Here is a 25629-nt window from a genome sequence, read left to right on the forward strand (position 1 = left end):
TTCGCAGAAAGGCTTTTGACGTGAACAATTTCGGCAAGAATCTCGCGCTCTGGATCATCATCGGGCTGCTGCTGGTGGCCCTGTTCAACCTGTTCCAGAGCTCTTCCACGCGCAGCCCGCAGACGACGGTTCCGTTCAGCGAGCTTCTCGCCGAAGTGGACCGCGGCCAGGTGGCCGACGTCACCATCAAGGGAAATCAGGTCTCGGGCCACTTCACCGACGGCCGCTCCTTCAGCACCTACGTTCCGCCCGAGGCGGGGCTGGTCGAGCGGCTGACGCAGAAGAACGTCCGCATCAGCGCCGTTCCGGACGACAGCAACGTGCCGTCGCTGTTCTCCGTGCTGCTGTCCTGGTTCCCGATGCTGCTGCTGATCGGCGTCTGGATCTTCTTCATGCGCCAGATGCAGTCCGGCGGCGGCAAGGCCATGGGCTTCGGCAAGTCGCGGGCCCGCCTGCTGACGGAGAAGGTCGGCCGGGTCACCTTCGACGACGTCGCCGGCATCGACGAGGCCAAGCAGGAACTGGCCGAGATCGTGGAGTTCCTGAAGGACCCGCAGAAGTTCCAGCGGCTGGGCGGCAAAATCCCGAAGGGCGTGCTGCTGGTCGGCCCGCCGGGCACGGGTAAGACGCTGACCGCGCGCGCCGTCGCGGGCGAGGCCAACGTTCCCTTCTTCACCATCTCCGGCTCCGACTTCGTTGAAATGTTCGTCGGTGTGGGTGCCTCCCGCGTCCGCGACATGTTCGAGCAGGGCAAGAAGAACGCCCCCTGCATCATCTTCATCGACGAGATCGACGCGGTCGGCCGCCATCGCGGCGCCGGCCTCGGCGGCGGCAACGATGAGCGTGAGCAGACCCTGAACCAGCTGCTGGTCGAGATGGACGGCTTCGAGGCGAACGAGGGCGTTATCCTCATCGCCGCGACCAACCGTCCGGACGTGCTCGACCCCGCGCTGCTGCGTCCGGGCCGCTTCGACCGTCAGGTCGTTGTGCCGAACCCCGACGTGCTGGGCCGCGAGAAGATCCTGAAGGTCCACATGCGCAAGGTGCCGCTGGCGCCGGACGTGGACGCCAAGGTCATCGCGCGCGGCACCCCCGGCTTCTCGGGCGCCGACCTTGCCAACCTGGTGAACGAGGCCGCGCTGTTGGCCGCGCGCATCGGCAAGCGCGTCGTCGGCATGGCCGAGTTCGAGGCCGCCAAGGACAAGGTCATGATGGGCGCGGAACGCCGCTCCATGGTCATGACCGAGGAAGAGAAGAAGCTGACCGCCTATCACGAGGCCGGCCACGCCATCGTCGCCATCCACCAGCCGGACAGCGACCCGGTGCACAAGGCGACCATCATCCCGCGCGGCCGCGCGCTGGGCATGGTGATGCGCCTGCCGGAGGGCGACCGCATCTCCCTGTCGCAGGCCAAGCTGCTGGCCGACCTGCGCGTCGCCATGGGCGGCCGCATCGCGGAAGAGCTGATCTTTGGCAAGGAGCGCGTCACCACCGGCGCCTCGGGCGACATCAAGATGGCGACGGACATGTCCCGCCGCATGGTCACCGAGTGGGGCATGAGCGAGAAGCTGGGGCCGCTGCTGTACGGCGAGCCGACGCAGGAGGTCTTCCTCGGCCACTCCGTCACCCAGCACAAGAATATGTCCGACGCGACCGCCCGCACGGTGGACGAGGAAATCCGCCGCATCGTGGACGAGGCCTACGCCGAAGCCCGCCGGATCCTGACGGAGAACATCGACCAGCTCCACACCCTCGCCAAGGGCCTGCTGGAGTACGAGACGCTGAGCGGCGAGGACATCTCCCGCCTGCTGCGCGGTGAACCGCTGATCCGCAACGACGATCGGGAAGGCAGCTTCTCGGCCGCGCCGCCGAAGCAGCCGACCTCCACCGGCCGCCGCGCCTCCGTGCCGACCACCGGCACCAAGGAAAGCGGCGGGATGGACCCGGAACCGCAGGGGACCTGACGGGGTCTCCGGGACCGCAAGTCACGACGAGCCGGCGCCCTTCGGGGCGCCGGATTTGTTTTGGGCCTTTATCCCACGCTTTACCCGACGGGCACCCTCCGCACCCGCTCCAGCGCGCGGCCCAGCTCTTCCGTGCCGAAGGGCTTGGACAGGACCTGAAGATGCGCCGCCGCGTCGGAGGGGATGGCGCTCTCGCCGTAGCCGGTCGCCAGAACCACGGACAGGGTGGGGCGGCGGCGCAGCGCCTCTGCGGCCAAGGCGAGGCCATCGCGTCCCGGCAGGCGCAGGTCGGTCAGCAGAACATCCACATCGCCCAGGCGGTCCAGCAGGGAAAGCGCTTCCTCCGCGTCCGCCGCTTCCCCAGCGATGTCGGCCTGAAGTTCGTCCAGCATTTCGATGGTGGACATGCGCACCAACACATCGTCCTCGACGACGAGGACACGCAGACGGGAAAAATCCGCTTCGGCTTCGGGAATGTCGGCCAGCGCCGCCCGCACGGCCTGGGCGAGGGCGTCGCGCCGATAGGGCTTGGCCAGCAAGGAGAAGGGGAGCGTCTCCGGGGTGTTTCCAGCGTCCGAAGGCATTCCCCGCCGCGCCGGGTATCCGGACGTCAGCAGAACGCGCAGATGCGGGTGGAGGCGCCGCGCCTCTTGGGCAAGTTCAAGCCCACCGATTCCGCCCGGCATCACCACGTCGGTGAACAGCAGGTCCAACGTCCGGTGTGTTTCCAGGGCCGCCCGCCCTTCCAGCCCATTGGCAGCCACCAGCACGCGGTAGTTCAGCCCCTGCAAGGTCTCCACGGCCATGGCGCGGACGTCGGCATCGTCCTCGACCACGAGGACGCACTCGCCGTTCCCGCGCAGCCCCTTGGCCTCTTCGGTGGGGGCGGCGTCGGGAACGCGAAGGCGTTCGGCGGAGCAGGGGAGCCAGATTTCCACGCGCGTCCCTCGACCCACCACGCTGTCCACGCGCACCTGGCCGCCCGACTGGCGCACGAAGCCATAGACTTGGCTGAGGCCGAGGCCGGAGCCCTTGCCGACGTCCTTGGTCGTGAAGAAGGGCTCGAACACGCGGGGAAGTATCTCCGGCGGAATTCCCGCACCGGTGTCCTGAACCGCAACGACGATGTAGCCGCCGGCCGGCAAGTCCGGGGGCGCGTCCTGGGCCGGCAGGACGGTGTTGCGGGTGGCGATGGTGATGCACCCACCGGCGGGGGTGGCGTCGCGCGCGTTGACGACGAGGTTGAGCAGCGCCGCCTCGAACTGCGCCACGTCGATTCGGCAGGGCTTGAGCGTGTCATCCAGATCCAAGCGGATTTCCACGGCCTCGTCCACGGCACGGCGGAACAGCGCCTCCTCGTCCTGAATCAACCGGTTGGCGTCGGCGATTTCCGGGTGCAGCGCCTGCCGGCGGGCGAAAGCGAGCAACTGGCGGGTCAGCCGTTCGCCGCGCTCCGCCGCCGACAGCGCGGCGGCCCCAAGCCGTCGGACCCGCTCCGGCACCTCGTCGGTCCGTGCGATCAGGTCGAGGTTGCCGACGATCACGGTCAGCAGGTTGTTGAAGTCGTGGGCCACGCCCCCGGTCAGCTGCCCGATGGCCTCCAGCCGCTGCGCGCGAGCCAAAGCCGCTTCGGCGCGCTCCCGCTCGGCGATCTCGGCCAGCAGGCGGCGGTTGGTGTCCTCCAGCGCGCGGGTGCGCTCGCCGACCAGCCGCTCCAGTTCGGCCTTGATGTTCCGTCGTTCGGCTTCCTCGCGCTTTGCCGTGGCGCGAAGGCGCATCTCGTCCTCGCGAAGACGCGTGAAGGTGGCACGCAGTCGGTGCGCCACCGCGACCATCAGAAGGCAGGAGAGGCTGAACAGCGCGATGTTTGCGAGGTCCGGCTCAGGGAGCCAATCGGGATCGCCACGATCCGGGAACAGGAAAGCCCAGGCGACCAGCCCGCCGGCGATCCAGGCCGTGATGCCGGCCGCCGCCCCGCCCGCCAGCGTGGCGAACAGCACCGCCGGGAACAGCGTGGCGAAGGGCACGACCTCAGTGACAAAAGGATCAAGCGCCAAACGGGCCAGAACGGCGCCGGCAACCAGCAGCAGTGCCAAGCCTTGCGCGGCCGCCGGAGTGGGGCGCAGGGAGATCAGCCGGTCCAGCCATCGCGCTTGCACGTCCATCGCCCAGCGCTCCCATCGCCCAGCGCAGCGTGTACCGCCGTCGGCCTGCTCCTATTTAATCCCGCTCGGCCCGTACAGCCAAGGTCTCGGACAAGGATCAGCCTTTTGGGGGACGCAAGGGCGCGGTCGTTCAAAGACGACAGGGCATGCGAAGAAGGACTGGGAGGGAGGATGGTGCTGCCAGAGAGGATTGAACTCTCGACCTCTCCCTTACCAAGGGAGTGCTCTACCACTGAGCTACGGCAGCGCCAGGGGACAGTTTGGAACTCTGTCCGGGGATCGGCGGTCCGGCTTGCGGCCCGCCGTTGAAGTGGCGCGGGTTATGCCACAGCCTTTCGGCCGATGCAAGGGAGGAAGATGACCGGGCGGAGAAAAAATCGCCGTCCCGCCCGGCCGGTTCTCAGCCCTGGGCGCCCACCTGCGGCAGCACCGCTTCCGCCCGGAAATCGGGGACGATGTTGGACAGGATGGTCAGCACCCGCTCCGCATCGCCGGCCCGCGCGGCAGTCTCCAGCTCGCCCAGAGCACGGTTGATGAGGGCGTAGTCGATGACGCGCGGGGAGGCGAGGAAGACGCCGTCGGCCTCCGTGCGCGTCGGCGCCTCGGCGGAGGTCAGGATCTCCTCGAACAGCTTCTCGCCGGGGCGCAGGCCGGTGAACTCGATGCGGATGTCCTCGCCGGGGCGCAGGCCGGCCAGCCGGATCATCTGGCGGGCGAGATCGACGATCTTCACCGGCTCGCCCATGTCCAGCACCAGCACCTTGCCGCGGTCCTGGCCGCGCGCCACCCCGTGGGCGGACGCCTGGAGCACCAGCTCCACCGCCTCGCGCACGGTCATGAAGTAGCGGCGCATGTCGGGATGCGTGACGGTCAGCGGGCCGCCCTTGGCGAGCTGACGCGTGAACAGGGGCACCACCGAGCCGGAGGAGCCCAGCACGTTGCCGAAGCGCACGGTCATGTAGCGGGTGGCCGTCTCGCCGCCATCGCGCGGGGGAAGCATGTCCAGCGCCTGGCAATAGCATTCGGCGAAGCGCTTCGTGGCGCCCATGACGCTGGTCGGGCGGATCGCCTTGTCGGTGGAGATCAGCACCATCGCCTGACAGCCGGCGGCGCGCGCCGCGTCGGCGACGTTGCGCGTGCCGACGATGTTGGTCAGCGCGCCCTCCGCCGGGTTCGCCTCCACCAGCGGGACGTGCTTCAGCGCGGCGGCGTGGAACACCATGGCCGGCTTGTGGGACTGGAACAGGCGGAAGATACGGTCGCGGTCGCGCACGTCGGCGATGGCGGCGTGCAGGTCCAGGTCGCGGAAGCGCTCCCGGATCTCCATCTCGATGGAGTAGAGGTTGAACTCCCCGGCATCGACCAGCACCAGGGATTCCGGGCTAAGGGTGGCGATCTGGCGGACCAGCTCGCTGCCGATCGTTCCGCCGGCCCCGGTGACCAGCACGCGCCGGCCGGTGACCAGATTGGCGATGGCACCGCGGTCCAGCGCGGCCTGCGGGCGGCCCAGCAGATCCTCCAGCGCGATCGGGCGCACCTCGATCTTGCCTTCGCCTAGCGCCGACTTGAACTCGGTCAGGCTGGGCAGGCGCGACAGGGCGAGGCCGAGGGACTCGGCCTGATCCAGCAGCTCGCGCAGGACGGCGCCGGGGATCTCGGTCTGGCCCTTGGTGACGATCAGGCGCTGCGGCCGGTCGCCCCGGCGCGCCAAATCCTCCACCACGCGCGGCAGGTCGTCGGGGCCGCCCAGCACCGGCACGCCGCGCACGGCGTGGCCGACGCGCCGGCCCTTGTCGTCCAGCATGCCGACGACGCGATAGGCGGCGCCGGCGTTCTGGTCCAGCGAGCGGATGAACAGCTCCGCCGCATCGCCGACGCCGAGCAGAAGCACGGGGATGCGCGGCACGCCCGGCTCATGGTCGCGCAGCGCAAGCCGGCGGTCCTTCAGCAGGCGGTAGGCGAAGCGCGGCCCGCCGAGCAGGACGAGCTGCACGAACCACAGCATCACCGGCAGGGAACGCGGCAGCGCGTCCAGGCGGGTCAGCAGGAACATGACCAGAAGGAAGCACAGCACCACCACCGACACGGCGCGGATCAGCTGGAACAGGTCGGGAATGGAGGCGTAGCGCCAGATGCCCCGGTACAGGCCGGACAGGCGGAACACCACCGCGGCGATCAGCACCAGGATCGGCAGGCCGGTGATCAGGGGCTCGCTGTACTGGTCGAAGGCCAGGCCGCCGACGCGCAGATACAGCGCCACCACCAGGGCCACGCCGGTCATCGCCAGATCGTGCAGGTAGACGAGGAACGCCCGCGGGGACGGAATGCGCATTCGCTTGACCTTACTATCGCTCACTGAGGGCACTCACGGACGGAGTGCGCTGTTTTTAGCCGCTCAGCCGCGCAAAGCTTTGAACCATTCGGCGGTCAGGCGCAAGCCGTACGCCGGATAATAAGGCGGGCGCCAGTTCAGCGCGCGCCGTATGGCACCGTCGTCGACGACAAGGCTCCCCGCGATCCGGTCCAGCACCGCCTGCCGCCGGGTCAGCCGGGCGCCCAGCGCCAGCAGCGAGGGTGGAACCGGCAGCAGCCGCGCCGGCTTGCCCAGCGCGTCGGCGATGGCGCGGATCAGCTCCGCCGTGGACATCGGGCGCCCGTCATGGACCAGGAAGCGCCCGCCCGCCGCCTGCGGGTGGATCAGGCATTCCAGGATGGCGTTGGCGAGGTTCCCGACGAAGATCAGACTGCGCCGGTTGTCCACCGCCCCGAAGGGCAGGGGAATGCCCAGGTTGACCGCCTGCATCAGCCGCAGGAAATTGCCGCCGACGCCGGGGCCGTAGACCAGCGGCGGGCGGATCACCACCACCTCCAGCCCGGTGCGGGCGGAAATCTCCGCCAGCGCGCGCTCCGCTTCCAGCTTGGAAATGCCGTAGGGGGAGTGCGGGTCGGGAATGGTTTCCTCGCTCAGCGGCTCCGGCGGGCATTCGTCGGCGAGCGCCTTGACGCTGCTGAGGTAGACGAGGCGCTTCACGCCGGCCACGGCCGCCGCCTCCGCCAGCACGCGCGTGCCCGCCGTGTTGACGCGGCGGAAGGCGGCCAGCGGGTCGGTCGCCTTGTCGCGCATGACGTGGACGCGGGCCGCCAGATGGATGACGGCGTCCATGCCCTCCAGCGCGGTGCCCCAATTGGTGGTCGGGCCGATCTCGCCCACGGCGACCACGTCGTCCACGCCCGGCACGCCGGCGTCGGGGTTGCGCACCACGGCGCGGACGGTGTGGCCGCGCTCGATCAGCAGCGGGATCACGGTCCGCGCGACGAAGCCCGTGGCTCCGGTGACCAGGACGCGCATCAGGCCGCCGCTCCCACCGGGCGCGCCAGCAGGGCAAGCAGCAGCGCGACCGCCGCAGCCCCCGCCGGCAGCACCGTCCAACCCATCGCCGGCCCCAAAAGCACCGACACCACGGCCAGCGCCAGCAGGGCGGCGTTCAACACCAGCACCAGCCGCACGACCTGGGCGTGGTTGCGCCCCCGCTGCGTGGCCTTCTGGTAGAAATGCTCGCGGTGCGCCTGCCAGACCTTCTTGCCCTCCACCAGACGGCGCAGCAGGGTGAAGGTCGCGTCAGCCAGGAAATAGGCGGGCACCAGCAGCGCCGCCGGCCACAGCCCGGCCGCCGCCACGGCCAGCAGCAGCCAGCCGAGCAGGAAGCCCAGCGGCACGCTGCCCACGTCGCCCATGAAGAGCTTCGCAGGGTGCCAGTTCCACACCAGGAAACCCAGCGCCGCGCCGGCCACGGCCAGCCCGTACACCCCCAGCACCGGGTCGAGGCCGCCGACCGCCGCCACCAGGGCCAGCCCGGCGCCGATGGTCGCGGCTTCGCTGCCGGCCAGTCCGTCGATGCCGTCCATGAAGTTGAAGAGGTTCACGAACCACAGCCATCCGACGGCGGCGACCAGCCGGTCGGCCCACAGCGGCAGCAGCCCCTGGAACACCAAGCCGTCGACGGGCAGGGCGCTGAGGCCCGCGGCAACCGCCGCGATCTGGGTCAGGAAGCGCGGCGCCGGCCCCAGCCCGCGCCGGTCGTCCATCCAGGACACCGCCATCAGCGCGGCGGCCCCGGCCAGGATCGGCAGGGCGCGCGCGCCGCCGTCCGCCGTCAGCGCGATGACCAGCCAAGCCGGCAGCAGCGTCAGCATGACGCCCCAGCCGCCGCCGCGCGGCGTGGGGATGGAGTGGCTGGAGCGGTCGTTCGGGTGATCGAGAATCGCGCGATGGCGAAGATAGGCGAGCACCCGGCCGGTCAGCAGCCAGGAGAGGACGAAGGCCCCGACAAGGGCGAGCAGGCTGATCATGACGCCTCCGCGACCGAAGCCGCCAAGGAATGTGTGGTGCCGAGCAGCCGCCGGTACAACTCCACGGTCTTCGCGCCCACGCGGTCCGACGCCATGTCGGATTCGACCAGCCGGCGGCTGGCCTCGCCGAAGCGGCGGCGGAGCGGCGCGTCACGCACCAACGCCTCCAGCGCGTCGGCCAGCGCGGCGGGGTCGTCGGGCGGCACGAGCAGGGCGTTCTCGCCCGCGCGCGCCACCTCGCGGCAGCCCGGAACGTCGGTGGCGACGATGGCGCGCCCGCAGGCCGCCGCTTCCAGAAGGCTCTTGGGCAGGCCCTCCCGCCGGGAGGCGAGCACGGCGATGTGGCAGCGCGCCCAGACTTTCCGCACGTCGGCGATGTGGCCGGGCAGTTCAACGCCGGGCAGCGTGGCCCAGCGGTCCAACTCCGCCTGGGTGATGGAGGTCGGGTTCTCCGGGTCGGGCGTACCGGCGAGCAGCAGGTTCACGTCCAGCCCCTTGGCGCGCAGGCGCTGCTGCGCCTCGACCAGCGGGCCGACGCCCTTGTCGGCGAGCAGGCGGGCGACGCAGCCGACCGTCACCGGCGGTTCGGGCGGTTCGGGCAGTGTTTGGTAATGTGCGGTGTCGATGCCGGAGCCGCGCACGATCCAGGCGCGCTCGTCGGGCAGAAGACCGGCGGCGACCAGCGTGCGCCGGTCGTCCTCGTTCTGAAGGATGGTCAGGCTGTTGGGACGCTTCAGCACCGCGCGCATCAGCGGGCGCGCCACGGCCCCGGCAACGCGCGACTTCAGCCCGCCCGTGCCGAGGAAGGCCGAGCCCAGGCCGGTCAGCGCGTTCACCACCGCCGGCACGCCGGCCAGCCCCGCCGCCAGCCCGCCCAGCAGGACCGGCTTCATCGCGACGTGATGCACGATGTCCGGCGCCTCGCGCTTGTAGAGGGACGCGATCTCGGCCACGGCGGACAGGGCGCCCGCCGGGTTGATGCTGCGGCGCTGCCAGGACAGGGGCAGCACGCGGAAGCCCTCGCCCGCGATGCGGTCGCCGTGCTTGTCCATGCGGGTGGCGACGGCGACTTCGAACCCGGCGTCGCGCGCCGCGCGGGCCATCGGCAGGCGGTGCGACCAGAAATACCAATCCTCGGTGACGAGGTAGATCAGCTTGGGGCGCACGGGACGGATCTCAGGCAATGCCGTGATAGTCCTTGTACCAGGCGATGAAGCGCGGCAGGCCCACGTCGATGGGAGTGGTCGGCTGATAGCCGAGGTCGCGGCGGCTGGCCTCGATGTCGGCGGAGGTCTCCGGCACGTCGCCGGCCTGGAGCGGCTCCATATGCATCACCGCCTTGCGGCCGAGCGATTCCTCGATGAGGGCGATGTAGCGCATCAGGTCCTCGGTCCGGTTGTTGCCGAGGTTGTAGACCGCGTGCGGCGCTCCGTTGGCGTCCGGCTTGGCCGGGCGGTCGAGCGCCGCCAGCACGCCGGCCGCGATGTCCTCCACGAAGGTGAAGTCGCGCTTCATCCGCCCCTCGTTGAAGACGCGGATCGGACGCCCGGCCATGATGGCGTCGGCAAACAGGTAGGCCGCCATGTCCGGACGGCCCCACGGTCCGTAGACGGTGAAGAAGCGCAGGCCCGTCGCCGGGAACTTGTAGAGGTGGCTGTAGGCGTAGGTCATCATCTCCGCCGCCTTCTTCGTGGCGGCGTAGATGGACATCGGCGAGTCCACCCGGTCCTCGACCGAGAAGGGCATCTTCTTGTTGGCGCCGTAGACGGAGGAGGTGGAGGCGTAGACGAAATTCTTCAACTTCGGCATGCGCCGCGCCGCTTCCAGCATCGCCACCTGGCCCGTCACGTTGGCGTCCACGTAGGCGTAGGGGTTTTCCAGGGAGTAGCGCACGCCGGCCTGGGCGGCCAGATGCACCACGCCGGTGGCCTCCGCGAACTCGGGCGCCAGAGCCTCGACGGCGGCGCGGTCGGCGATGTCGGTCTTGATGAAGCGGAAGCCGGGCTTGTCGCGCAGGCGGGCCAGACGGGCTTCCTTCAACGCCACGGAATAGTAGTCGTTGAGATTGTCGAGCCCCAACACGGTTTCGCCGCGTTCCAGCAAGGCTGCCGCGACGTGCGAGCCGATGAAACCGGCCGCGCCGGTGACCACGATCGTCATTTCCACCATCCCTGATCGCCGTGCGCGGCCCCACGACTGTGTTTGGGGCGGCGCATGTCTTCCAATCCGTCTTATGCCCGAGCCCGAGGCCGGATACCAGTCCGCAAAAAGATGCCCGCCGCTTGACAGCCGCCGGCCTCAACCGATCTACTGCCGCGATCTTCAAACGACGCCGGTCCGGATCTCAATGCCGCCCAAGAAGAATCCCGCCAATCTCAACCCGCTCCAGCTCAAGACGCTGACTCTCCTTCAGGAAATCGCCCGGCTGGAGCAGAAGCCGGTCGAGGGGGAGGAGGGCGCCTTCCAGATCACCGCCCTGCCGCACGCCCATGGCAATCATTTCCATGTCGGCAGCGCGGTGGTCGCCAGCCGCGACGCCACCGGCCTGTCCAACGCGGCCGTTTGGACCATCCTGGAGCGCAAGGGCATGGTGCGCCGTGAACCCGGCCACGCGGTGATCACGCCGGACGGCATGGCCTACGACACAGGCCTGCGCGACAGCATCCTGCACCGTTCCGACCACTAAGACGTTCCGACCAATAAGATAGGCAACGCGCCGTGTGCGGCTTCTGCGGCTTCCTGGCCGAATCCGACCGCCGGCCCGCATTCGGGCCGGAGGCGGGCGCTTTCGAGGCCGTCGCGCGGCGCATGGCCGACACCATCGCGCATCGTGGCCCCGATGGCGAGGCCGTGTGGGCGGATGAGGCCGCGGGCATCGCGCTCGGCCACCGGCGGCTCGCCATCGTCGACCTGTCGCCGCTCGGGCGTCAGCCCATGGAGTCGGCGGACGGCCGCTGGGTCATCGCCTACAACGGCGAGATCTACAATTTCCAGGACCTCCGCGCCGAGCTGGAAAGCGCCGGGCACCGCTTCCGCGGCCATTCCGACACGGAAGTGCTGCTGGAGGGCTGCGCCGCCTGGGGCGTCGAGCGGACGGTGAAGCGCCTCGTCGGCATCTTCGCCTTCGCCCTGTGGGACCGGCGCGACCGGGTGCTGTACCTGGTGCGGGACCATCTCGGCGTGAAGCCGCTCTATTGGGCGCGCATGAACGGCACGCTGCTGTTCGGCTCGCAGCCCAAGGCATTGCGCGCCCACCCGGCCTTCGCGGCGGAGATCGACCGCGACGCGCTGGCCGCCTACATGCGCTTCAGCTATGTCCCGGCCCCGCACAGCGTCTACAAGGGCGTGTCGAAGCTGGAGCCGGGCACGCTCCTCACCGTCCGCCCTGGCCGGGAGCCCGAGCGCACCGTCTATTGGGACGCGGGCACCGCCGCGCGCGCCGGCATCGACGACCGCCTGTCCCTATCCGACGCGGACGCCACCGACGCGCTGGAATCGCTGCTGAAGGACGCTGTCGGACGGCAGATGATGGCCGACGTGCCGCTGGGCGCCTTCCTGTCCGGTGGCATCGACAGTTCCACGGTCGTCGCGCTGATGCAGGCGCAGAGCGACCGCCCGGTGCGCACCTTCACCATCGGCTTCGGCGAGGGCGACTATGACGAGGCCGCCCACGCCCGCGCCGTCGCCACCCATCTCGGCACCGAGCACACCGACCTGCGGGTGGACGCCGGTCATGCGCTGGACAGCATCCCGCGCTTGGCCGACTGGTATGACGAGCCTTTCGCCGACAGCTCGCAAATCCCGACCCTGCTGGTGTCGGAGATGACGCGGCGGTCCGTCACCGTGGCCCTGTCCGGCGACGGCGGGGACGAGCTGTTCGCCGGCTACAATCGCTATTTCTGGGGGCCGGCCGTGTGGCGCCGGATGGCGTCCGTTCCGGCCGGCCTGCGGCGGGGCGCCGCCGGGCTGATCCGGGCCGTCCGGCCGCAGAGCTGGGACGCGCTGGCGGCGCTGGTCCCGGCCTCGCGCCGCCCGCGCCAGCCCGGCGACAAGCTGCACAAGCTGGCCGGCGTGCTGGGGGCCGGCGACCCCGACGCGCTCTACCGCCGACTGGTCAGCCAGTGGGACGAGCCTGAAACGCTGGTCCGCCATGGGCGGGAGCCGCGCGGGCTGCTGTGGAGTGAGGGGAGCGCCGCGATATCCGACTTCGTCGAGCGGATGCAGTATCTCGACACGGTCACCTATCTGCCCGACGACATCCTCGCCAAGGTGGACCGCGCCAGCATGGGCGTGTCGCTGGAAGCGCGCGTGCCTCTGCTCGACCATCGGGTGGTGGAGTTCGCGTGGCGGGTGCCGCTGTCCCAGAAGATCCGCGACGGCAAGGGCAAGTGGCTGCTGCGGCAGGTGCTCTACCGCCACGTCCCGCGCGATCTGGTGGAGCGGCCCAAGTCCGGCTTCGCCGTTCCCATCGACTCCTGGCTGCGCGGTCCGCTGCGCGACTGGGCCGAGGATCTGCTGGACGAGAGCCGCCTGCGCGCCGACGGCTTCTTCGACCCCGCCCCGATCCGCGCCCGCTGGGCCGAGCATCTGGAGGGCACCCGCAACAACCAGCACCAGCTCTGGAGCGTCCTGATGTTCCAGGCCTGGAACCAGCGCTGGAACACCCCAGGCATCACCGCCGCACCGTCAGCCGCGAGCGCCGCATGACCCCAGACAACCCGATTGACGCCGACCAGACCAACACCGACCAGACCAGCAAGCCCGCCGCCCCCCCGAAGAAGGACGACAAGCAGGACCGTCTCGCCGCGCGCCTGCGCGAGAACCTGCGCAAGCGCAAGGAGCAGGCGCGGGGCCGGAAGGACGAGGAGGCGCAGGGCTAACCCTGCGCCAGCGTCTTCCGCAGCCAGATCTGCGTGTGGCCCGGCGGATAGCCGTCCAACTCCGCCCAAACCTCGTAGCCGCGCTTCCGATAGAAGCCCGGCGCCTGAAAATCGTACGTGTACAGCCGCGACCAGCGGCAGCCGCGCCGCATGCCCTCCTCCTCGGCCAGGGTCAGCAGGCGTGACCCCAGGCCCGTGCGGCGCTGGCTCTCGTGAACCCACAGATAGTCCACATACAGCCACTCCCAGTTCGTGTAGCCGGTCAGGCCGCCCATCAGCGTGCCCTGGCCGTCGCGCGCGGTGATCATCAGATCTTGCAGGTCGTAGGGCTTGGTGAATTGCTCGTTGAAGGCGCGCAGTTCGCCGTGGATTTGCTTCACCTCCTCCGGGTTCAGCCGGCCGGCGAGGGAGAGGGTGATGGTCATTCAGCGGAGTCCGATGTTCAGAAGGGTGCGGTGTATGTGGCGAAGCCGTGCTGGTGCAGCTTTTGTTCGAACCGCCGGTCGGCGGTGACCAAGCGGCCCCCCAATTCGATGGCAAGCGCGAGATACAGGCAGTCGTACAGGGCGTGCCCCAATGTCAAGGACAGGCGTGCGGCGGACGTCAGCAAGGTTTCGTCCGCGCACACGTCGAGCATTCCCCCGGACAACGCCGCGGAGAGGGCGAGCACGGCATCCTCGGCCGTGGCTACGTCGATTTCACCGCGCCTCACCTGCTTCGTCAGGGTGGACGCGACTTCAGCCGCGATCAGCCGAGGCGCCGAGAGCGCTTGCTGTGACGCGAACGATGCCTCCGCTCGCTCGGACCCTTCCTCCTGGACGAACAGCTTCACGACGACCGAGGCATCCACCACGATGCTCATCGGTCACGATCCTCCCGCAACAGATCGGCGCTGTCGGTCTGGGGCCGCCCAATGGTCCGCTTGCGGATCCGCCGCGCCTCGCCCAGGAACGATGCGCGGTCGGGCGCAACGGCGGCCCGCAGGATTTCCCGCAATTCCTGATCCAGCGAGCGGCTGTTGCGCTGGGCACGGCGGCGCAGGGCTTCGAACAGACCATCGTCGATGTCGCGAATTTCGACCTGTGCCATGATGGTGCTCCCGCGCTAAGCCTTCGAAGAATGATGAGGAGCGTTGCGGCGCCCGTCAATGCCGGAGCTTGAGCGCGCCCGCATGCTCCGCTACAACGCCTTGTAGATTCAACCCCACGCAAGACCCGAGGAGTACCCGACGATGGGCATCATGCCGGACACCTGGATCCGCGAGATGGCCGAGACCAAAGGCATGATCGAGCCGTTCGTCGAGAAGCAGCAGCGCGCGGGCGTGATCTCCTACGGGCTGTCGTCCTACGGCTACGACGCGCGGGTCGCCGACGAATTCAAGATCTTCACCAATGTGGACAACGCCATCGTCGACCCGAAGGAGTTCGACGACAGCAGCTTCGTGGACCGCAAGGTGGACGTCTGCATCATTCCGCCGAACAGCTTCGCGCTGGCCCGCACGGTGGAGTATTTCCGCATCCCGCGCGACGTCCTGGTGATCTGCCTGGGCAAGAGCACCTACGCGCGCTGCGGCCTGATCGTGAACGTGACGCCGCTGGAACCCGAATGGGAAGGCCACGTCACGCTGGAGATTTCAAACACGACGCCCCTGCCGGCGAAGGTGTACGCCAACGAAGGCCTCTGCCAGTTCCTGTTCCTGAAGGGGGACAGCGTCTGCGAGACCTCCTACGCGGACAAGTCCGGCAAGTACATGGGCCAAAAGGGAGTGACGCTGCCCCGGTTGTAATCCGCCGGGCCACAGCCCTTATTGACAGTTTCAGACCGGACAAGACAGCTTCATGGACAAGATCCGCATTCGCGGCGGCAAGCCCCTGCACGGGTCCATCACGGTGGGCGGCGCCAAGAACGCCGCGCTGCCGCTGATGACGGCGGCCCTCCTCACCGAGGAGACGCTGACCCTCACCAACCTGCCGATCCTCGCGGACATCAACACGCTGTGCAACCTGCTGCTCCAGCACGGCGTGGCGATCCACATGGCCGGGGCCGGCGGGGAGTGCGCGGGCCGCGCGGTGGACTTCACCGCCCGCGACATCACCAACACGACGGCGCCCTACGACCTCGTCCGCAAGATGCGGGCGAGCGTGCTGGTGCTGGGGCCGCTGCTCGCCCGCTGCGGCGAGGCCAAGGTGTCGCTGCCCGGCGGCTGCGCCATCGGCGCGCGTCCGGTGGACCTGCACATCAAGGGCCTGGAGGCCATGGGTGCGGACATCCAGATCGAGGGCGGCTACATCGTCGCGAAGGCGCCGAAGGGCGGCCTGCGCGGGGCGGAGTATGTGTTCCCGAAGGTCTCCGTCGGTGCGACCGAGAACCTGCTGATGGCCGCCACGCTGGCGAAGGGCACGACCGTGCTGGTCAACGCCGCGCGCGAGCCGGAGGTGACCGACCTCGCCGAGTGCCTGGTCAAGATGGGCGCGACGATCACCGGCCTCGGCACCGACCGCCTGACCATCGAGGGCGTGGACCGGCTGCACGGCGCCCGCCACATGGTGGTGCCGGACCGCATCGAGACGGGCACCTACGCCATGGCCGCCGCGATGACCGGCGGCACGCTGGACATCCTGAACACCCGCATGGACCTGATCAAGGCGGCGGTGAAGGCGCTGACCCCGGCCGGCGTCGCGTTCACGGAGATCGACCGCGACGGTCAGGCGGGCATCCGCGTGTCGCGGGCGAACGGCGAACTGGTCGGCGTCGACGTGATGACCGAGCCGTTCCCCGGCTTCCCCACCGACCTTCAGGCCCAGATGATGGCGCTGATGTGCACGGCGAGGGGTGCAGGCATGATCACCGAGACCATATTTGAGAATCGGTTCATGCACGCGCCCGAGCTGATGCGCATGGGAGCCCGCATTACGGTGCACGGTTCGTCCGCCCTCGTCCGGGGGGTGGAGCGTTTGACCGGCGCGCCCGTTATGGCGACGGATCTCCGCGCGTCGGTGTCGCTGGTTCTCGCCGGCCTCGCGGCCGAGGGGGAGACGACGGTCAACCGCGTCTACCATCTCGACCGTGGCTACGAACGGCTGGAAGAGAAGCTGGCGGCCTGCGGCGCGGACATCGAACGCATCCGGGCCGAGGACGACTGAGCGCGTCCCGGCTCCGCCGTCCGCAGCCATAGCCCGAGGAATCCGATGACCGTCACGCCGATCCGCCTGCGCGCCCAGGACGAGGAAGACCTGAAGGTCGTCTCCGCCTGTCTTCAGGACGCCATCGTGCCCATCGGCGACATGTGCTTCCTGCCGGACGAGAAGCGCTTCGCGATGGTGGTCAACCGCTTCCGGTGGGAGGCCGCCGACCAGCCGCGCCCCGGCCCCTCGGCGGACGACGACGACCTCACCCCCTACGAGCGTGTCCACTGCGGCGTGCGCGTGGAGGGGGTGACCGGCGCCAAGGTCAAGGACATCGACCTGAAAAACCGCAAGCAGATCCTCGAACTGCTGACGCTGGAGGCGGTGCAGGGCGGGGTGGTGCTGCACTTCGCGGGCGGCGGCTGCATCCGGCTGGACGGGAGCGCGTGGTGCTGCTGGGTGGAAGACCTGGGCGAGCCCTGGCCGACCACCTGCAAGCCCTGCCATCCGCTTGAGGAATAATAACTCCCTCTCCCGCCGGAGGCGGGCGAGGGGGTAAAGGGAAAAACGGACAAGGAGAATCCGCCATGAAGGCGCGTGTGAGGTGGGTCGAGGGCAAGATGTTCGTCGGCGAGTCCGGCAGCGGTCATGCCGTCGTGATGGACGCCGCGCCGGAGGTCGGCGGGCGCAACCTCGGCATCCGGCCGATGGAAATGCTGCTGATCGGCATGGGCGGCTGCACCTCTATCGACGTGGTGATGATCCTGGAGAAGGGCCGGCAGGCCGTCACCGACTGCGTGGCCGAGATCGAGGCCGAACGCGCCGACACCGATCCCAAGGTCTTCACCAAGATCCACGTCCACTTCGTCGTGACCGGCCGCGGGCTCGATCCGGCGAAGGTGGAGCGCGCCATTTCCTTGTCGGCGGAAAAATACTGCTCCGCCTCGATCATGCTGGGCGCCACCGCCGCGATCACCCACGATTTCGAGATCGTCGAGGCCCAGTAAACGGGAACCGGCGGGCCGTTTGGGGAGTTGGGGCAGCGTGAGTTGTCCCGCCGTCGAGAGGTTCGCCCATGGCCCCGCACCGTCCCGCCTCCCGCCCTGTGGTCGTCGTCACCGGAGCCTCCGCCGGGGTTGGCCGCGCCACAGCGCTGGCCTTCGCCCAGCAGTGGGGGGCGTCCATCGGCCTGATTGCCCGTTCGCGCGAGGCGCTGGAGGATGTGCGGGTCGAGGTTGAGCAACTCGGTGGCAAGGCGCTGGTGATCCCGGCGGACGTGGCCGACGCCGACGCCATGTTCGCCGCCGCGGACGCGGTGGAGCGCGCGCTCGGTCCCATCGATGTCTGGGTCAACAACGCCATGGTGACGGTGTTCGGCCGCGTGCGCGACCTGTCGCCGGAGGAGCTTCGGCGGGTCACCGAGGTCACCTATCTCGGATCCGCGCACGGCGCCATGGCGGCGCTGCACCATATGCTGCCGCGCGACCGGGGGACGATTCTCCAGGTGGGATCGGCGCTGGCCTACCGCTCCATTCCATTGCAGGCCGCCTATTGCGGCGCCAAGAGCGCCATTCGCGGCTTCTTCGACAGCCTGCGCACCGAACTGATCCACGACGGCAGCAACGTGCAGTTGTCCATGGTGCAGTTGCCGGCGGTCAACACGCCGCAGTTCGATTGGGCGCGCAGCCACATGCCGCACCGCGCCAAGCCGGTCGGCACCATCTACGATCCGGAAGACATCGGCCTCGCCATCGTCGCGGCGGCCGAGAATCCGAAGCGGGAGCACTGGCTGGGCTTCTCGACCGTGGAGGCGATCCTGGGCACCCACGCCTCGCCGGCCTTCGCCGACCACCGGGTCGCCGCCATGGCCTTCGAAGGGCAGGAGACGGACGAGGAGGACCGGCACGACCGTCCGGACAACCTGTTCCAGCCGGTCCGTGACCTGCACCGTACGCACGGGCGCTTCATCGACCAGGAAAAGCATCTAACGCTGACCACCACCGGAAAGGCGGCGCGCGGCATCGCCTTCCTGGCCGGGTTGGCGGTGGTCGGCGGGCTCGGCTACGCCGCGCGTGCGGCGCTGGAGCGGGAGCCGTCTACGGCGTGACCAGCTTCAGCCCGACGACGCCCGCCACGATCAGGGCGATGCAGCCGAGCCGCAGCGCGTCGGCGGACTCCCCATACAGCCAGATGCCGAGCAGCACGGTGCCGACCGTGCCGATGCCGGTCCACACGGCGTAGGCCGTGCCGAGCGGCAGACTCCTCAGCGACAGCCCCAGAAGACCAAGGCTCGTCACGATGCAGCCGATGGTGAGGATGGTCGGCAGGGGACGGGTGAAGCCGTCCGTCAGCTTCAGGCCGATGGCCCAGCCCACTTCGAACAGGCCGGCGAAGAACAGGGCGGCCCAAGCCATGGGGCACCTCCGGAACCGTGGAGGCAGGGTCGTCCCCGCCATGCTCCCCCCTGTGCCGGAACCCGGCATGGCGCGGTGAGGTCGTCCTCACGGGCAGGCGCGTCGGATATAGGGATGGGCCGCTTCCGGTCAAGCCTTGTCCCAGGGGTGGTTCCAATGGACACCGCTGTCGGTTTCGCTCAGCACGGCGACCTCACGGCGCGGGCAGCTGTGGTCGTCCAACGGAAGGCGTTTGGGACGCCGGCGCGTCGGCTTCGGAGCGGGAACTGGCGGCGGAGGCACAGGGCGGTGCGGCGGATGGTGCGGCATGGCGTGGACCGGAGGAAAGGGGCTGGCATTGCCGGTATCCTACGCGCGCGATACCATCGGGCGCTGTGGCGCGGCCCACAAACGGGCTCAGGCCCGCTTGCGCTCCGGTGCCTCCCTGGGGAGAGAGGCCGAGCACGCCGTCTGGAACAGGCGGCAGGCGGTGGCCGGGCCGACCTCGAACCCGCTGATGCGGGGAAAGCGTTGGCTGGCCCGCTCCAGGGCTTCCCGCTGGGTGGTGGCGGCCAGCAGATAGGTGCGGCCGTCGCGCCAAGCGCTCGCCATCGCCGCGCCGCCAGGGGGCACGCCGGGCATCCGCCGCACCGGCACTTCCCAGATCGTGCCGGGGCGCGGCTCCAGCCGGTCGAAGACGTAATAGCGTTCGGCGGGGGCCTTCTGGCAGGACTCCAACTGCCGCTCCAGCGTCCGGACGAGCGCTTCAGCCTCCGCCACCCGCTCGTCCAGCACGGTCAGGCGGTTTTGGGCGAGGTCCAGGGCCTTTCCGCACTCCAGGAACTGCTGCTCCAGCGCACGCAAATCCTTGTCGGCGAGGCTCAGGCTCTCCCGTCCCGCCTTGACGCGCCGCTCCCCCTTGCGGTTGACCACGACGCTGGCGACCATCAGCAGAATGGCGGCGTAGAGGCAGAGGGCGGTCATGCCGCGTCCCCCGATCCGGATCCGCCCCCGTCTGCGCCCCCATTTGCGCCCCCATTTGCGCCGGTGAATTCCGCGCGCTGGAGCTTCGTCGGCAGCACGCCGGAGCGGGCGGTGAAGGCGCGCTGCACCGCGGCCTGCGCGGCCTCCGGCGTGTCGGCCCAGACATGGGCGATGTTCCGGCGGTCCCAGATTTCGCGGGCGAACAGCAGGTTGCGCGGGTCGATCCGGTTGAAGTCGGGGACGGTGCGCAGGTCGCATTCGTACAGCGTCCCGCCGCTCTCCGGGTCGCCCAGCTCGTGGACCACGGCGACCTTCGACGCCTTGATCGAGTTGATGAGGCCGTTGATCCGGCCGCGCTCGGCCGCCAAACGCTCGAAGGTCGCCTGCTGCAGGTCGGCGCGCGATTCCACATCGGCGATCTGGCCCTTGAGGGCCTTCAGCTCCTCCGTCCTCGCCTGGATTTTCCCGCGGGCCAAGGCGGTGCGGGCACCCACCGCGGTGATCCGCGCCGCTTCGTGCACGACCGACAGCCCAAGCGCGCCAACCCCCAGGGCGAGCACCGACAGCGCGAAGACGTCCGCGGCGGTCACGTCACGGCCCCGTCGGGGCGTGAACGTCCACCACCCCGGCCAGCGCCCGGCCGAGCCGCTTGGCGTCCGCCGGGGACAGCGGATGGCCGGACGCCATGGCCGCATCGAACAGCGCCCGCAGCCCGCCGTCCAGCCCGCGCACCTGCGTGCCGCTCATCGGCTCCAGTTCCGAAAGGGGAAGGCGGAAGTCCTCCGCGCCGGCGGACAGCCCTGCAACGGCCGCCTCGACCAGCGGCAGCGGCAGCAGCGCGCGCAGGGCGGCGCCGAGCAGCGGGTCGCGCCGCGCGTACAGCCCCGCCACGGCGTAGAGCGCCATGGCGTCGGGCGAAATCCCGCCACTGGTCAGGGCGCTCCGCACGGAGGCGAGCAGGTCGTCCACCTCCATCGTGGCGGCCCGCCCGCCGAGCCGCTGCCACGCGGGCGCCACGCTCAAGGCGGTGGTGAGCGTGTCCAGGTCAAGGTCCCCGAGAGTCCGCTGCGGCGCATCGCCGGACGGCGACAGAGCCTCCGCTGCAAGCGCCCGCTCGGCGTTGGCGTCCTCCAGGAAGGCCATTCGGGCGCCAGCGTCCTTGCGCAGGGAACGGATCACCTCCAGCGACCGTTCGCGCAGCGCCTCCGACCAGCCGGTGGCCTCGTCGGAGGTCAGCACGCCGTCGAGGGAGGCATGGGCGAGGCGACGCTCGACCCCGTGCTGGATATCGGCGGGCGTGCCGCCCATGCGCCGGGACAGGGCGGCCCACCAGCCGGCGGTGTCGGCGAGGTGGATGCAGCCGGGCAGGGGCGTGGCGATGGCGAGCAGGGCCGGGTCGCGCAAGGTCACCGGCTCCAGCCAACGCGCCCACAGGCGGCGGCTGTGCGCCCGGCGCCGGTTGCAGAGTTGGAGCAGCATCGCCCGCATAGGCGACGCCGCGCGGCCCCGCGCCGGAGGCATCGTGGCCAGATGTTCCAAAAGCCGGTCGCGCGTCCGCCGATCCAGGCGCGACAACAGGCGTTGAAGGGTGTCGTACCGTCCGGCAGCCGTCATCGTCCGCTCCAGCCCCATCCTATTTCCCTTCATTTTTTGGAGTATACTGGGGCGCATTAATACTTGGGTATGCAGCAATGATGAGGATCGTCGCCATTCCGTGACGCCTTTCAGCGACGTGCTGCAATTTGTGACAAGTTGAGACAGTCCTGGACGGCGGGGCGTTGGCCCCTTAAGGGCTGTCGTTTGAGGTTTGTCGGGGTGATTCGGGGGGAGTGGATGAGCCGCGCACTGGGCGAGGAGCTGGACGACGAGCCGCTGTTCGGCCCTGGTGATGAAACGCTCGATGATTCCGCCCAACCGGCGCGGGTCGCGGAACCCTGGCCGATTCTGGTGGTGGACGACGACCCGCAGGTCCACACCATGACCGAGGTGCTGCTGCGCGACTTCGAGTTCGAGGGGCGGCCGTTCGAGGTCATCAGCGCCCTGTCGGCGGCGGCGGCCCGGTCCGTGCTGGCGGTCCGGCCCGACATCCCCGTGGCCCTGCTCGACGTGGTGATGGAAACGGACGACGCCGGGCTGCGGCTGGTCCGCTTCATCCGCGAGGATCTGGGAAACCGCCGCATGCGCATCGTGCTGCGCACCGGCCAGCCCGGCCAGGCGCCGGAGCGCGACGTCGTCGTCGCCTACGACATCAACGACTACAAGTCCAAGAGCGAGCTGACGGCGCAACGGCTCTACACCACGCTGGTCAGCGCGCTCCGGGCGTGGCGCGACATCGTGACCATCGAACGGCACCGCCAGGGGCTGGAGCGCATCCTGAGCGCCTCCGCGCCGCTGTTCGAGACGCGCTCCATGCGGGCGCTGGTGGAAGAGCTGGTGGACCAGCTGTCCAAGGTCGTGGACAACGGCGGCGGCGCGGTGCTGGCCTGCCGCATGGTGGACCGGGGCGACGGGAAGGGGCGGGCGACGGTGGTGTCCGGCTCCGGCCGCTTTGCCCGCCTGATCGGGAAGCCGGCGGCCGGGGCGCTGCCGCCCGATCTGGCTGCCATCGTGATCGACGCCTTCGAGACCCAGCGCAGCGCCTTCGGCGCCGACCGCTGCATCCTGGCCTTCCGCACGCGGGAGCACGGGACCACGGTTTTCGCGCTGGAGCGGCCCGAGCCCTACGGCGAGGACGACCACCGCATGCTGGAGCTGTTCTGCCACCGCGTCTCCATCGGTTTCGACAACGTCTGCCTGTACGAGGACATGGTGGCGCTGAACCAGTCGCTGGAACGGCGCGTCGAGGCGCGCACGGCGGAGCTGGCGGCGAACCAGGCGGCGCTGGTCGCCGCGAAGGAGCGCGTGGAGCGCGCGCTGGACGCCGAGCTGACGGCGCGGGAGCGCCAGCGCCAGTTCGTCACCATGGTCAGCCACGAGTTCCGCACGCCGCTCGCCATCATCGACAGCGCCGCGCAGATGCTGGCGCTCCGCGCCGAGCGCGTGGACCCGGAGGCGCTGGACCGGCTGCGCGTCATCCGCAGCAGCGTGCAGCGCCTGACCGGCCTGATCGACCAGCACATGACCGACGAGCGTCTTCAGGTCGGCACGCTGCCCGTGCAGAAGGCGGCGGTCGATCCGGGCGCGCTCCTGCGCTCCGTGGTGGAACCCTTCCGCGCCGCCTATCCCGGCTGCGACCTGCGGCTGGACCTCGACGGACTGCCGCCGGTGCTGATGGCCGACGGGCACCTGCTGGCGATGCTGTTCGGGAACCTGCTGAACAACGCGCTGAAATACTCCGACCCCGACTGCGTGGTGTCCATCCAGGGACGCGCGGACGGCGACATGGTGGAACTGTCCGTGGCCGACCAGGGGCGGGGCATCCCGGAAAACGAGCTTTCCCTGCTGTTCGACCGCCATTACCGGGGATCGGGCTCGGCCGGCGTGCCGGGGACCGGGATCGGGCTGCACACGGTCCAGCAGATCGTGCTGCTGCACGGCGGCTCCATCGCGGTGGACAGCGCGGTCGGGCGGGGCAGCACCTTCCGCGTACGGCTGCCGATCGGGATTTAGCCGAGCCTGCGCGAAAGACCGTGGCCCTTTCGCCGGGGCGGTGAGATAGTCGGCGCCGGCACCGCGCCAAACCTTTTGCACCCTACCTTTTGCACTCTGACCGGAGTTCCGTGGAAGGCATCATGCTTGCTGAGCAATACGCCGCCATCAAACGCGACCTGGACGACAAGGGCATCATCTTCTCGTTCAGCGGGTATTTGTCGGAGGGCATCCTCTACTCCCTCGGCGAGGCGCTGCGCGAGAAGATGACGCTGGAGGAGACGGACGGGCCGACCGTGCGCCGCGTCTTCTCGGTCTTCGTCGAGCAGATGCAGAACATCATCCGCTATTCGGCGGAAAAGGTGACGGGCGCCAGCACGAAGCCGGTGGAACTGAGCGCCGGCATGGTCATCATCGGCATGGAAGGCGGCAAGGTCTTCATCGTCTGCGGCAACACGGTGCACAACGGCGACGTGCCGCGCCTGCGCGAACGGCTGGATTACCTGAAGGGCTTGGACAAGGACGCGATCAAGACCTTTTACCGCGAACAGCTGCGCGAGTGTCCGGAGGAAGGCAGCCGGGGCGCCAACATCGGCCTGATCGAGATCGCCCGGCGCGCCAGCGAGCCCATCGAGTATGATTTCCACGCGATGGACGCGGACAGAAGCTTCTTCTGCCTCAAGGTTCGGATTTGAGATCGGTTGTGGACACCCGGACGATCATGGAACGCCAGCGCATGGAACCCCTGAAAATCCCCGCGACCGGTCGCACCCCCGAAGTCGATTTCGATTTCCCGGCCGGCATCCTCCGCCTCAGCGGAGAATCCTACCCCGACGACGTCGCGACCTTCTTCGGACCGATCTTCGGAGCTTTGCGCGCATTCCTGGTGGAGCCCGGCGACGCGCCGGTGCGTTTCGACATGGAACTGCTGTACTTCAACAGCTCCAGCGCCAAGGCCCTGATGAACATCCTCCAGATGCTGGAGACGGCGGCCCGCGACGGGCGCTCCATCGCCGTGACGTGGTTCTACGAGGAGAACGACGAGTCCATGCAGGAACTCGGTGAGGACTTCGCGGAGGACTTGCGTCACGTCTCCTTCACCCTGAAGCAGCTTCCGGCCGACGGCGCGCCATGACCTTCAACCTCTTCGCCGCCGAGGAGCAGGCCATCGAGCAGGCCCGCCTTCTGGGGGAGAGGCTGGGCGCCGCGGCCCCCGACCTGCGCGCGGACTTCGACGCGCTGGTCGAGGCTTTCCGGCGCAGCACGCGGGAGCAGCGCCGTCTGGTGCGCGTCAGCGACCGGCTGCAGGCGCAGCTCGGCTCCGCCAACCAGGAGGCGGAACGCCGGAGGCAGGAGGCGGAAACCGCGCTCGCCCACCTGCGCGAGGCGCAAGAGGCCATGGTCCGTGCGGAGAAGCTGGCCTCGCTCGGCGCGCTGGTGGCCGGCGTGGCGCACGAGATCAACACGCCCGTGGGCATCGCCGTCTCCTGCGCGTCCCACCTCGCCGACGCCACCGGGCATCTGCGCGGGCGGATGCAGGAGGGGGCGTTGAGCAAGGCGGACTTCAACCGCTATCTGGCGACCGCCACCGACACCACGGCCCTGATCCTCGACAACTGCGAGCGGGCGGCGCGGCTGATCGCCAGCTTCAAGCAGGTGGCCGTGGACCGCGCCAGCGCAGAACGCCGCGCCGTGAACCTGCGCCGTTACATCCAGGAAACCCTGGTCAGCCTGGAGCCGAAGCTGCGCCAGGGCGGGCACGGCATCTCGGTCGCCTGTCCGGACGATCTGGTGGTGGACAGCTATCCCGGCGCCCTGTCGCAAATCCTGACCAACCTCGTCATGAACTCCCTGACGCACGCCTATGCGGAGGGGCAGGCCGGCCACCTGACCGTCACCGTGGAGGAGCCGGTTCCCGGCACGGTCCGCCTGACCTACGGCGACAATGGCCGCGGCATCCCGGCCGACCATCTGCCGCAGGTCTTCGACCCCTTCTTCACCACCCGCCGCGGCGAGGGCGGCAGCGGGCTTGGCCTGCACATCGTGCACAATCTGACCGTCGGCGCGCTGAAAGGCGCGATTTCGGTGGAAAGCCTGCCGGGGCAGGGTACCCGCTTCGTCCTGACCTTTCCGAAGGACACGCCGGGGGAGAGCGCTTCGTCGTGAATCATGCCGAACGG

General features: G+C 69.4%; 26 protein-coding genes and 1 tRNA gene. 13 read left to right on the forward strand and 14 right to left on the reverse strand.

From position 1 onward, the window contains the following. Nucleotides 1-20 precede the first annotated feature (20 nt). Nucleotides 21-1964, forward strand: a complete 1944-nt coding sequence (ftsH, locus tag ACSVC7_RS05360) for an ATP-dependent zinc metalloprotease FtsH (RefSeq protein ID WP_448203390.1) — start codon at nucleotides 21-23, stop codon at nucleotides 1962-1964. Between the two features lie 80 nt (nucleotides 1965-2044). Here ftsH and ACSVC7_RS05365 read toward each other — a convergent pair whose 3' ends face one another. The 7 genes from ACSVC7_RS05365 to ACSVC7_RS05395 all read right to left on the reverse strand — a co-directional run bounded on the left by ACSVC7_RS05365 (nucleotide 2045) and on the right by ACSVC7_RS05395 (nucleotide 10639). Then, nucleotides 2045-4129 carry a response regulator gene (locus ACSVC7_RS05365; RefSeq protein ID WP_448203391.1) on the reverse strand — a complete coding sequence of 695 codons (2085 nt, stop codon included), beginning with the start codon at nucleotides 4127-4129 and terminating at the stop codon, nucleotides 2045-2047. Between the two features lie 172 nt (nucleotides 4130-4301). Then, nucleotides 4302-4376, reverse strand: a tRNA-Thr gene (locus ACSVC7_RS05370). A 153-nt stretch (nucleotides 4377-4529) separates the two neighbouring features. Continuing rightward, nucleotides 4530-6461 carry a polysaccharide biosynthesis protein gene (locus ACSVC7_RS05375; RefSeq protein WP_448203392.1) on the reverse strand — a complete coding sequence of 644 codons (1932 nt, stop codon included), beginning with the start codon at nucleotides 6459-6461 and terminating at the stop codon, nucleotides 4530-4532. 63 nt (nucleotides 6462-6524) lie between these two features. After that, nucleotides 6525-7478 (reverse strand): UDP-glucose 4-epimerase family protein, encoded by a 954-nt coding sequence (locus ACSVC7_RS05380; RefSeq protein ID WP_448203393.1) that lies wholly within the window; start codon nucleotides 7476-7478, stop codon nucleotides 6525-6527. Beyond that, the gene (locus ACSVC7_RS05385; RefSeq protein ID WP_448203394.1) at nucleotides 7478-8479 is read right to left on the reverse strand and encodes an MraY family glycosyltransferase; all 1002 of its coding nucleotides are present in this window, start codon (nucleotides 8477-8479) and stop codon (nucleotides 7478-7480) included. The genes ACSVC7_RS05380 and ACSVC7_RS05385 overlap by 1 nt, the downstream gene beginning before the upstream one ends. Then, nucleotides 8476-9645 (reverse strand): glycosyltransferase family 4 protein, encoded by a 1170-nt coding sequence (locus ACSVC7_RS05390; RefSeq protein WP_448203395.1) that lies wholly within the window; start codon nucleotides 9643-9645, stop codon nucleotides 8476-8478. The genes ACSVC7_RS05385 and ACSVC7_RS05390 overlap by 4 nt, the downstream gene beginning before the upstream one ends. A gap of 10 nt (nucleotides 9646-9655) precedes the next feature. Then, entirely contained in the window at nucleotides 9656-10639 is a 984-nt protein-coding gene (locus ACSVC7_RS05395; RefSeq protein WP_448203396.1) for an SDR family NAD(P)-dependent oxidoreductase, read from the reverse strand. Nucleotides 10640-10826: 187 nt separating this feature from the next. Between ACSVC7_RS05395 and ACSVC7_RS05400 the strand changes: the two genes are divergently transcribed. Genes ACSVC7_RS05400 through ACSVC7_RS05410 form a run of 3 tightly spaced genes read left to right on the forward strand, consistent with a single transcriptional unit; the run spans nucleotide 10827 to nucleotide 13359 of the window. Beyond that, nucleotides 10827-11165 (forward strand): hypothetical protein, encoded by a 339-nt coding sequence (locus tag ACSVC7_RS05400; RefSeq protein WP_448203397.1) that lies wholly within the window; start codon nucleotides 10827-10829, stop codon nucleotides 11163-11165. 32 nt (nucleotides 11166-11197) lie between these two features. After that, nucleotides 11198-13186: an asparagine synthase (glutamine-hydrolyzing) gene (gene asnB / locus ACSVC7_RS05405; RefSeq protein WP_448203398.1), complete on the forward strand. Its 1989-nt coding sequence runs from the start codon at nucleotides 11198-11200 to the stop codon at nucleotides 13184-13186. Next, nucleotides 13183-13359, forward strand: coding sequence for a hypothetical protein (locus ACSVC7_RS05410; protein ID WP_448203399.1), 177 nt, complete (start codon nucleotides 13183-13185; stop codon nucleotides 13357-13359). The genes asnB and ACSVC7_RS05410 overlap by 4 nt, the downstream gene beginning before the upstream one ends. On the opposite strand, the gene ACSVC7_RS05415 is transcribed toward ACSVC7_RS05410, so the two are convergent. The 3 genes from ACSVC7_RS05415 to ACSVC7_RS05425 are packed head-to-tail and all read right to left on the reverse strand — an operon-like array spanning nucleotide 13356 to nucleotide 14448. Then, entirely contained in the window at nucleotides 13356-13784 is a 429-nt protein-coding gene (locus ACSVC7_RS05415) for a GNAT family N-acetyltransferase (protein WP_448203400.1), read from the reverse strand. The genes ACSVC7_RS05410 and ACSVC7_RS05415 overlap by 4 nt on opposite strands. Before the next feature lie 17 nt (nucleotides 13785-13801). After that, nucleotides 13802-14221: a type II toxin-antitoxin system VapC family toxin gene (locus tag ACSVC7_RS05420; protein WP_448203401.1), complete on the reverse strand. Its 420-nt coding sequence runs from the start codon at nucleotides 14219-14221 to the stop codon at nucleotides 13802-13804. Beyond that, nucleotides 14218-14448, reverse strand: a complete 231-nt coding sequence (locus tag ACSVC7_RS05425) for a FitA-like ribbon-helix-helix domain-containing protein (protein ID WP_448203402.1) — start codon at nucleotides 14446-14448, stop codon at nucleotides 14218-14220. Before ACSVC7_RS05425 ends, ACSVC7_RS05420 begins: the two co-directional genes overlap by 4 nt. Nucleotides 14449-14590: 142 nt before the next feature. On the opposite strand from ACSVC7_RS05425, the gene dcd reads away from it, so the two are divergent. The 5 genes from dcd to ACSVC7_RS05450 all read left to right on the forward strand — a co-directional run bounded on the left by dcd (nucleotide 14591) and on the right by ACSVC7_RS05450 (nucleotide 18591). After that, nucleotides 14591-15145: a dCTP deaminase gene (gene dcd / locus ACSVC7_RS05430; protein ID WP_448203403.1), complete on the forward strand. Its 555-nt coding sequence runs from the start codon at nucleotides 14591-14593 to the stop codon at nucleotides 15143-15145. A gap of 52 nt (nucleotides 15146-15197) precedes the next feature. Further along, nucleotides 15198-16502 carry a UDP-N-acetylglucosamine 1-carboxyvinyltransferase gene (gene murA / locus ACSVC7_RS05435; RefSeq protein WP_448203404.1) on the forward strand — a complete coding sequence of 435 codons (1305 nt, stop codon included), beginning with the start codon at nucleotides 15198-15200 and terminating at the stop codon, nucleotides 16500-16502. Nucleotides 16503-16547: 45 nt separating this feature from the next. After that, a complete protein-coding gene (locus ACSVC7_RS05440) occupies nucleotides 16548-17006 on the forward strand; it encodes a DUF2948 family protein (RefSeq protein ID WP_448203405.1) in 459 nt (152 codons plus the stop codon). 65 nt (nucleotides 17007-17071) lie between these two features. Then, the gene (locus tag ACSVC7_RS05445) at nucleotides 17072-17491 is read left to right on the forward strand and encodes an OsmC family protein (protein ID WP_448203406.1); all 420 of its coding nucleotides are present in this window, start codon (nucleotides 17072-17074) and stop codon (nucleotides 17489-17491) included. A 68-nt stretch (nucleotides 17492-17559) separates the two neighbouring features. Next, a complete protein-coding gene (locus ACSVC7_RS05450) occupies nucleotides 17560-18591 on the forward strand; it encodes an SDR family oxidoreductase (RefSeq protein ID WP_448203407.1) in 1032 nt (343 codons plus the stop codon). On the opposite strand, the gene ACSVC7_RS05455 is transcribed toward ACSVC7_RS05450, so the two are convergent. The 4 genes from ACSVC7_RS05455 to ACSVC7_RS05470 all read right to left on the reverse strand — a co-directional run bounded on the left by ACSVC7_RS05455 (nucleotide 18581) and on the right by ACSVC7_RS05470 (nucleotide 21475). Further along, the gene (locus tag ACSVC7_RS05455; RefSeq protein ID WP_448203408.1) at nucleotides 18581-18898 is read right to left on the reverse strand and encodes a DMT family transporter; all 318 of its coding nucleotides are present in this window, start codon (nucleotides 18896-18898) and stop codon (nucleotides 18581-18583) included. The two genes, ACSVC7_RS05450 and ACSVC7_RS05455, sit on opposite strands and share 11 nt — an antisense overlap. A gap of 396 nt (nucleotides 18899-19294) precedes the next feature. Further along, on the reverse strand, nucleotides 19295-19861 hold the full coding sequence (locus ACSVC7_RS05460) for a hypothetical protein (RefSeq protein WP_448203409.1): 567 nt from the start codon (nucleotides 19859-19861) through the stop codon (nucleotides 19295-19297). Further along, a complete protein-coding gene (locus ACSVC7_RS05465) occupies nucleotides 19858-20451 on the reverse strand; it encodes a hypothetical protein (RefSeq protein WP_448203410.1) in 594 nt (197 codons plus the stop codon). The genes ACSVC7_RS05460 and ACSVC7_RS05465 overlap by 4 nt, the downstream gene beginning before the upstream one ends. A gap of 1 nt (nucleotide 20452) precedes the next feature. Continuing rightward, on the reverse strand, nucleotides 20453-21475 hold the full coding sequence (locus ACSVC7_RS05470) for a hypothetical protein (RefSeq protein ID WP_448203411.1): 1023 nt from the start codon (nucleotides 21473-21475) through the stop codon (nucleotides 20453-20455). 219 nt (nucleotides 21476-21694) lie between these two features. Between ACSVC7_RS05470 and ACSVC7_RS05475 the strand changes: the two genes are divergently transcribed. The 4 genes from ACSVC7_RS05475 (at nucleotide 21695) to ACSVC7_RS05490 (ending at nucleotide 25615) form a co-directional block, all read left to right on the forward strand. After that, entirely contained in the window at nucleotides 21695-23470 is a 1776-nt protein-coding gene (locus ACSVC7_RS05475) for an ATP-binding response regulator (RefSeq protein ID WP_448203412.1), read from the forward strand. A gap of 122 nt (nucleotides 23471-23592) precedes the next feature. Beyond that, the gene (locus tag ACSVC7_RS05480) at nucleotides 23593-24144 is read left to right on the forward strand and encodes a SiaB family protein kinase (RefSeq protein WP_448203413.1); all 552 of its coding nucleotides are present in this window, start codon (nucleotides 23593-23595) and stop codon (nucleotides 24142-24144) included. A 41-nt stretch (nucleotides 24145-24185) separates the two neighbouring features. After that, nucleotides 24186-24584 (forward strand): DUF1987 domain-containing protein, encoded by a 399-nt coding sequence (locus tag ACSVC7_RS05485; RefSeq protein ID WP_448203414.1) that lies wholly within the window; start codon nucleotides 24186-24188, stop codon nucleotides 24582-24584. After that, nucleotides 24581-25615, forward strand: a complete 1035-nt coding sequence (locus tag ACSVC7_RS05490; RefSeq protein ID WP_448203415.1) for a sensor histidine kinase — start codon at nucleotides 24581-24583, stop codon at nucleotides 25613-25615. Before ACSVC7_RS05485 ends, ACSVC7_RS05490 begins: the two co-directional genes overlap by 4 nt. Nucleotides 25616-25629: the final 14 nt, after the last annotated feature.

It is taken from the genome of Azospirillum mesophilum (assembly GCF_053470405.2).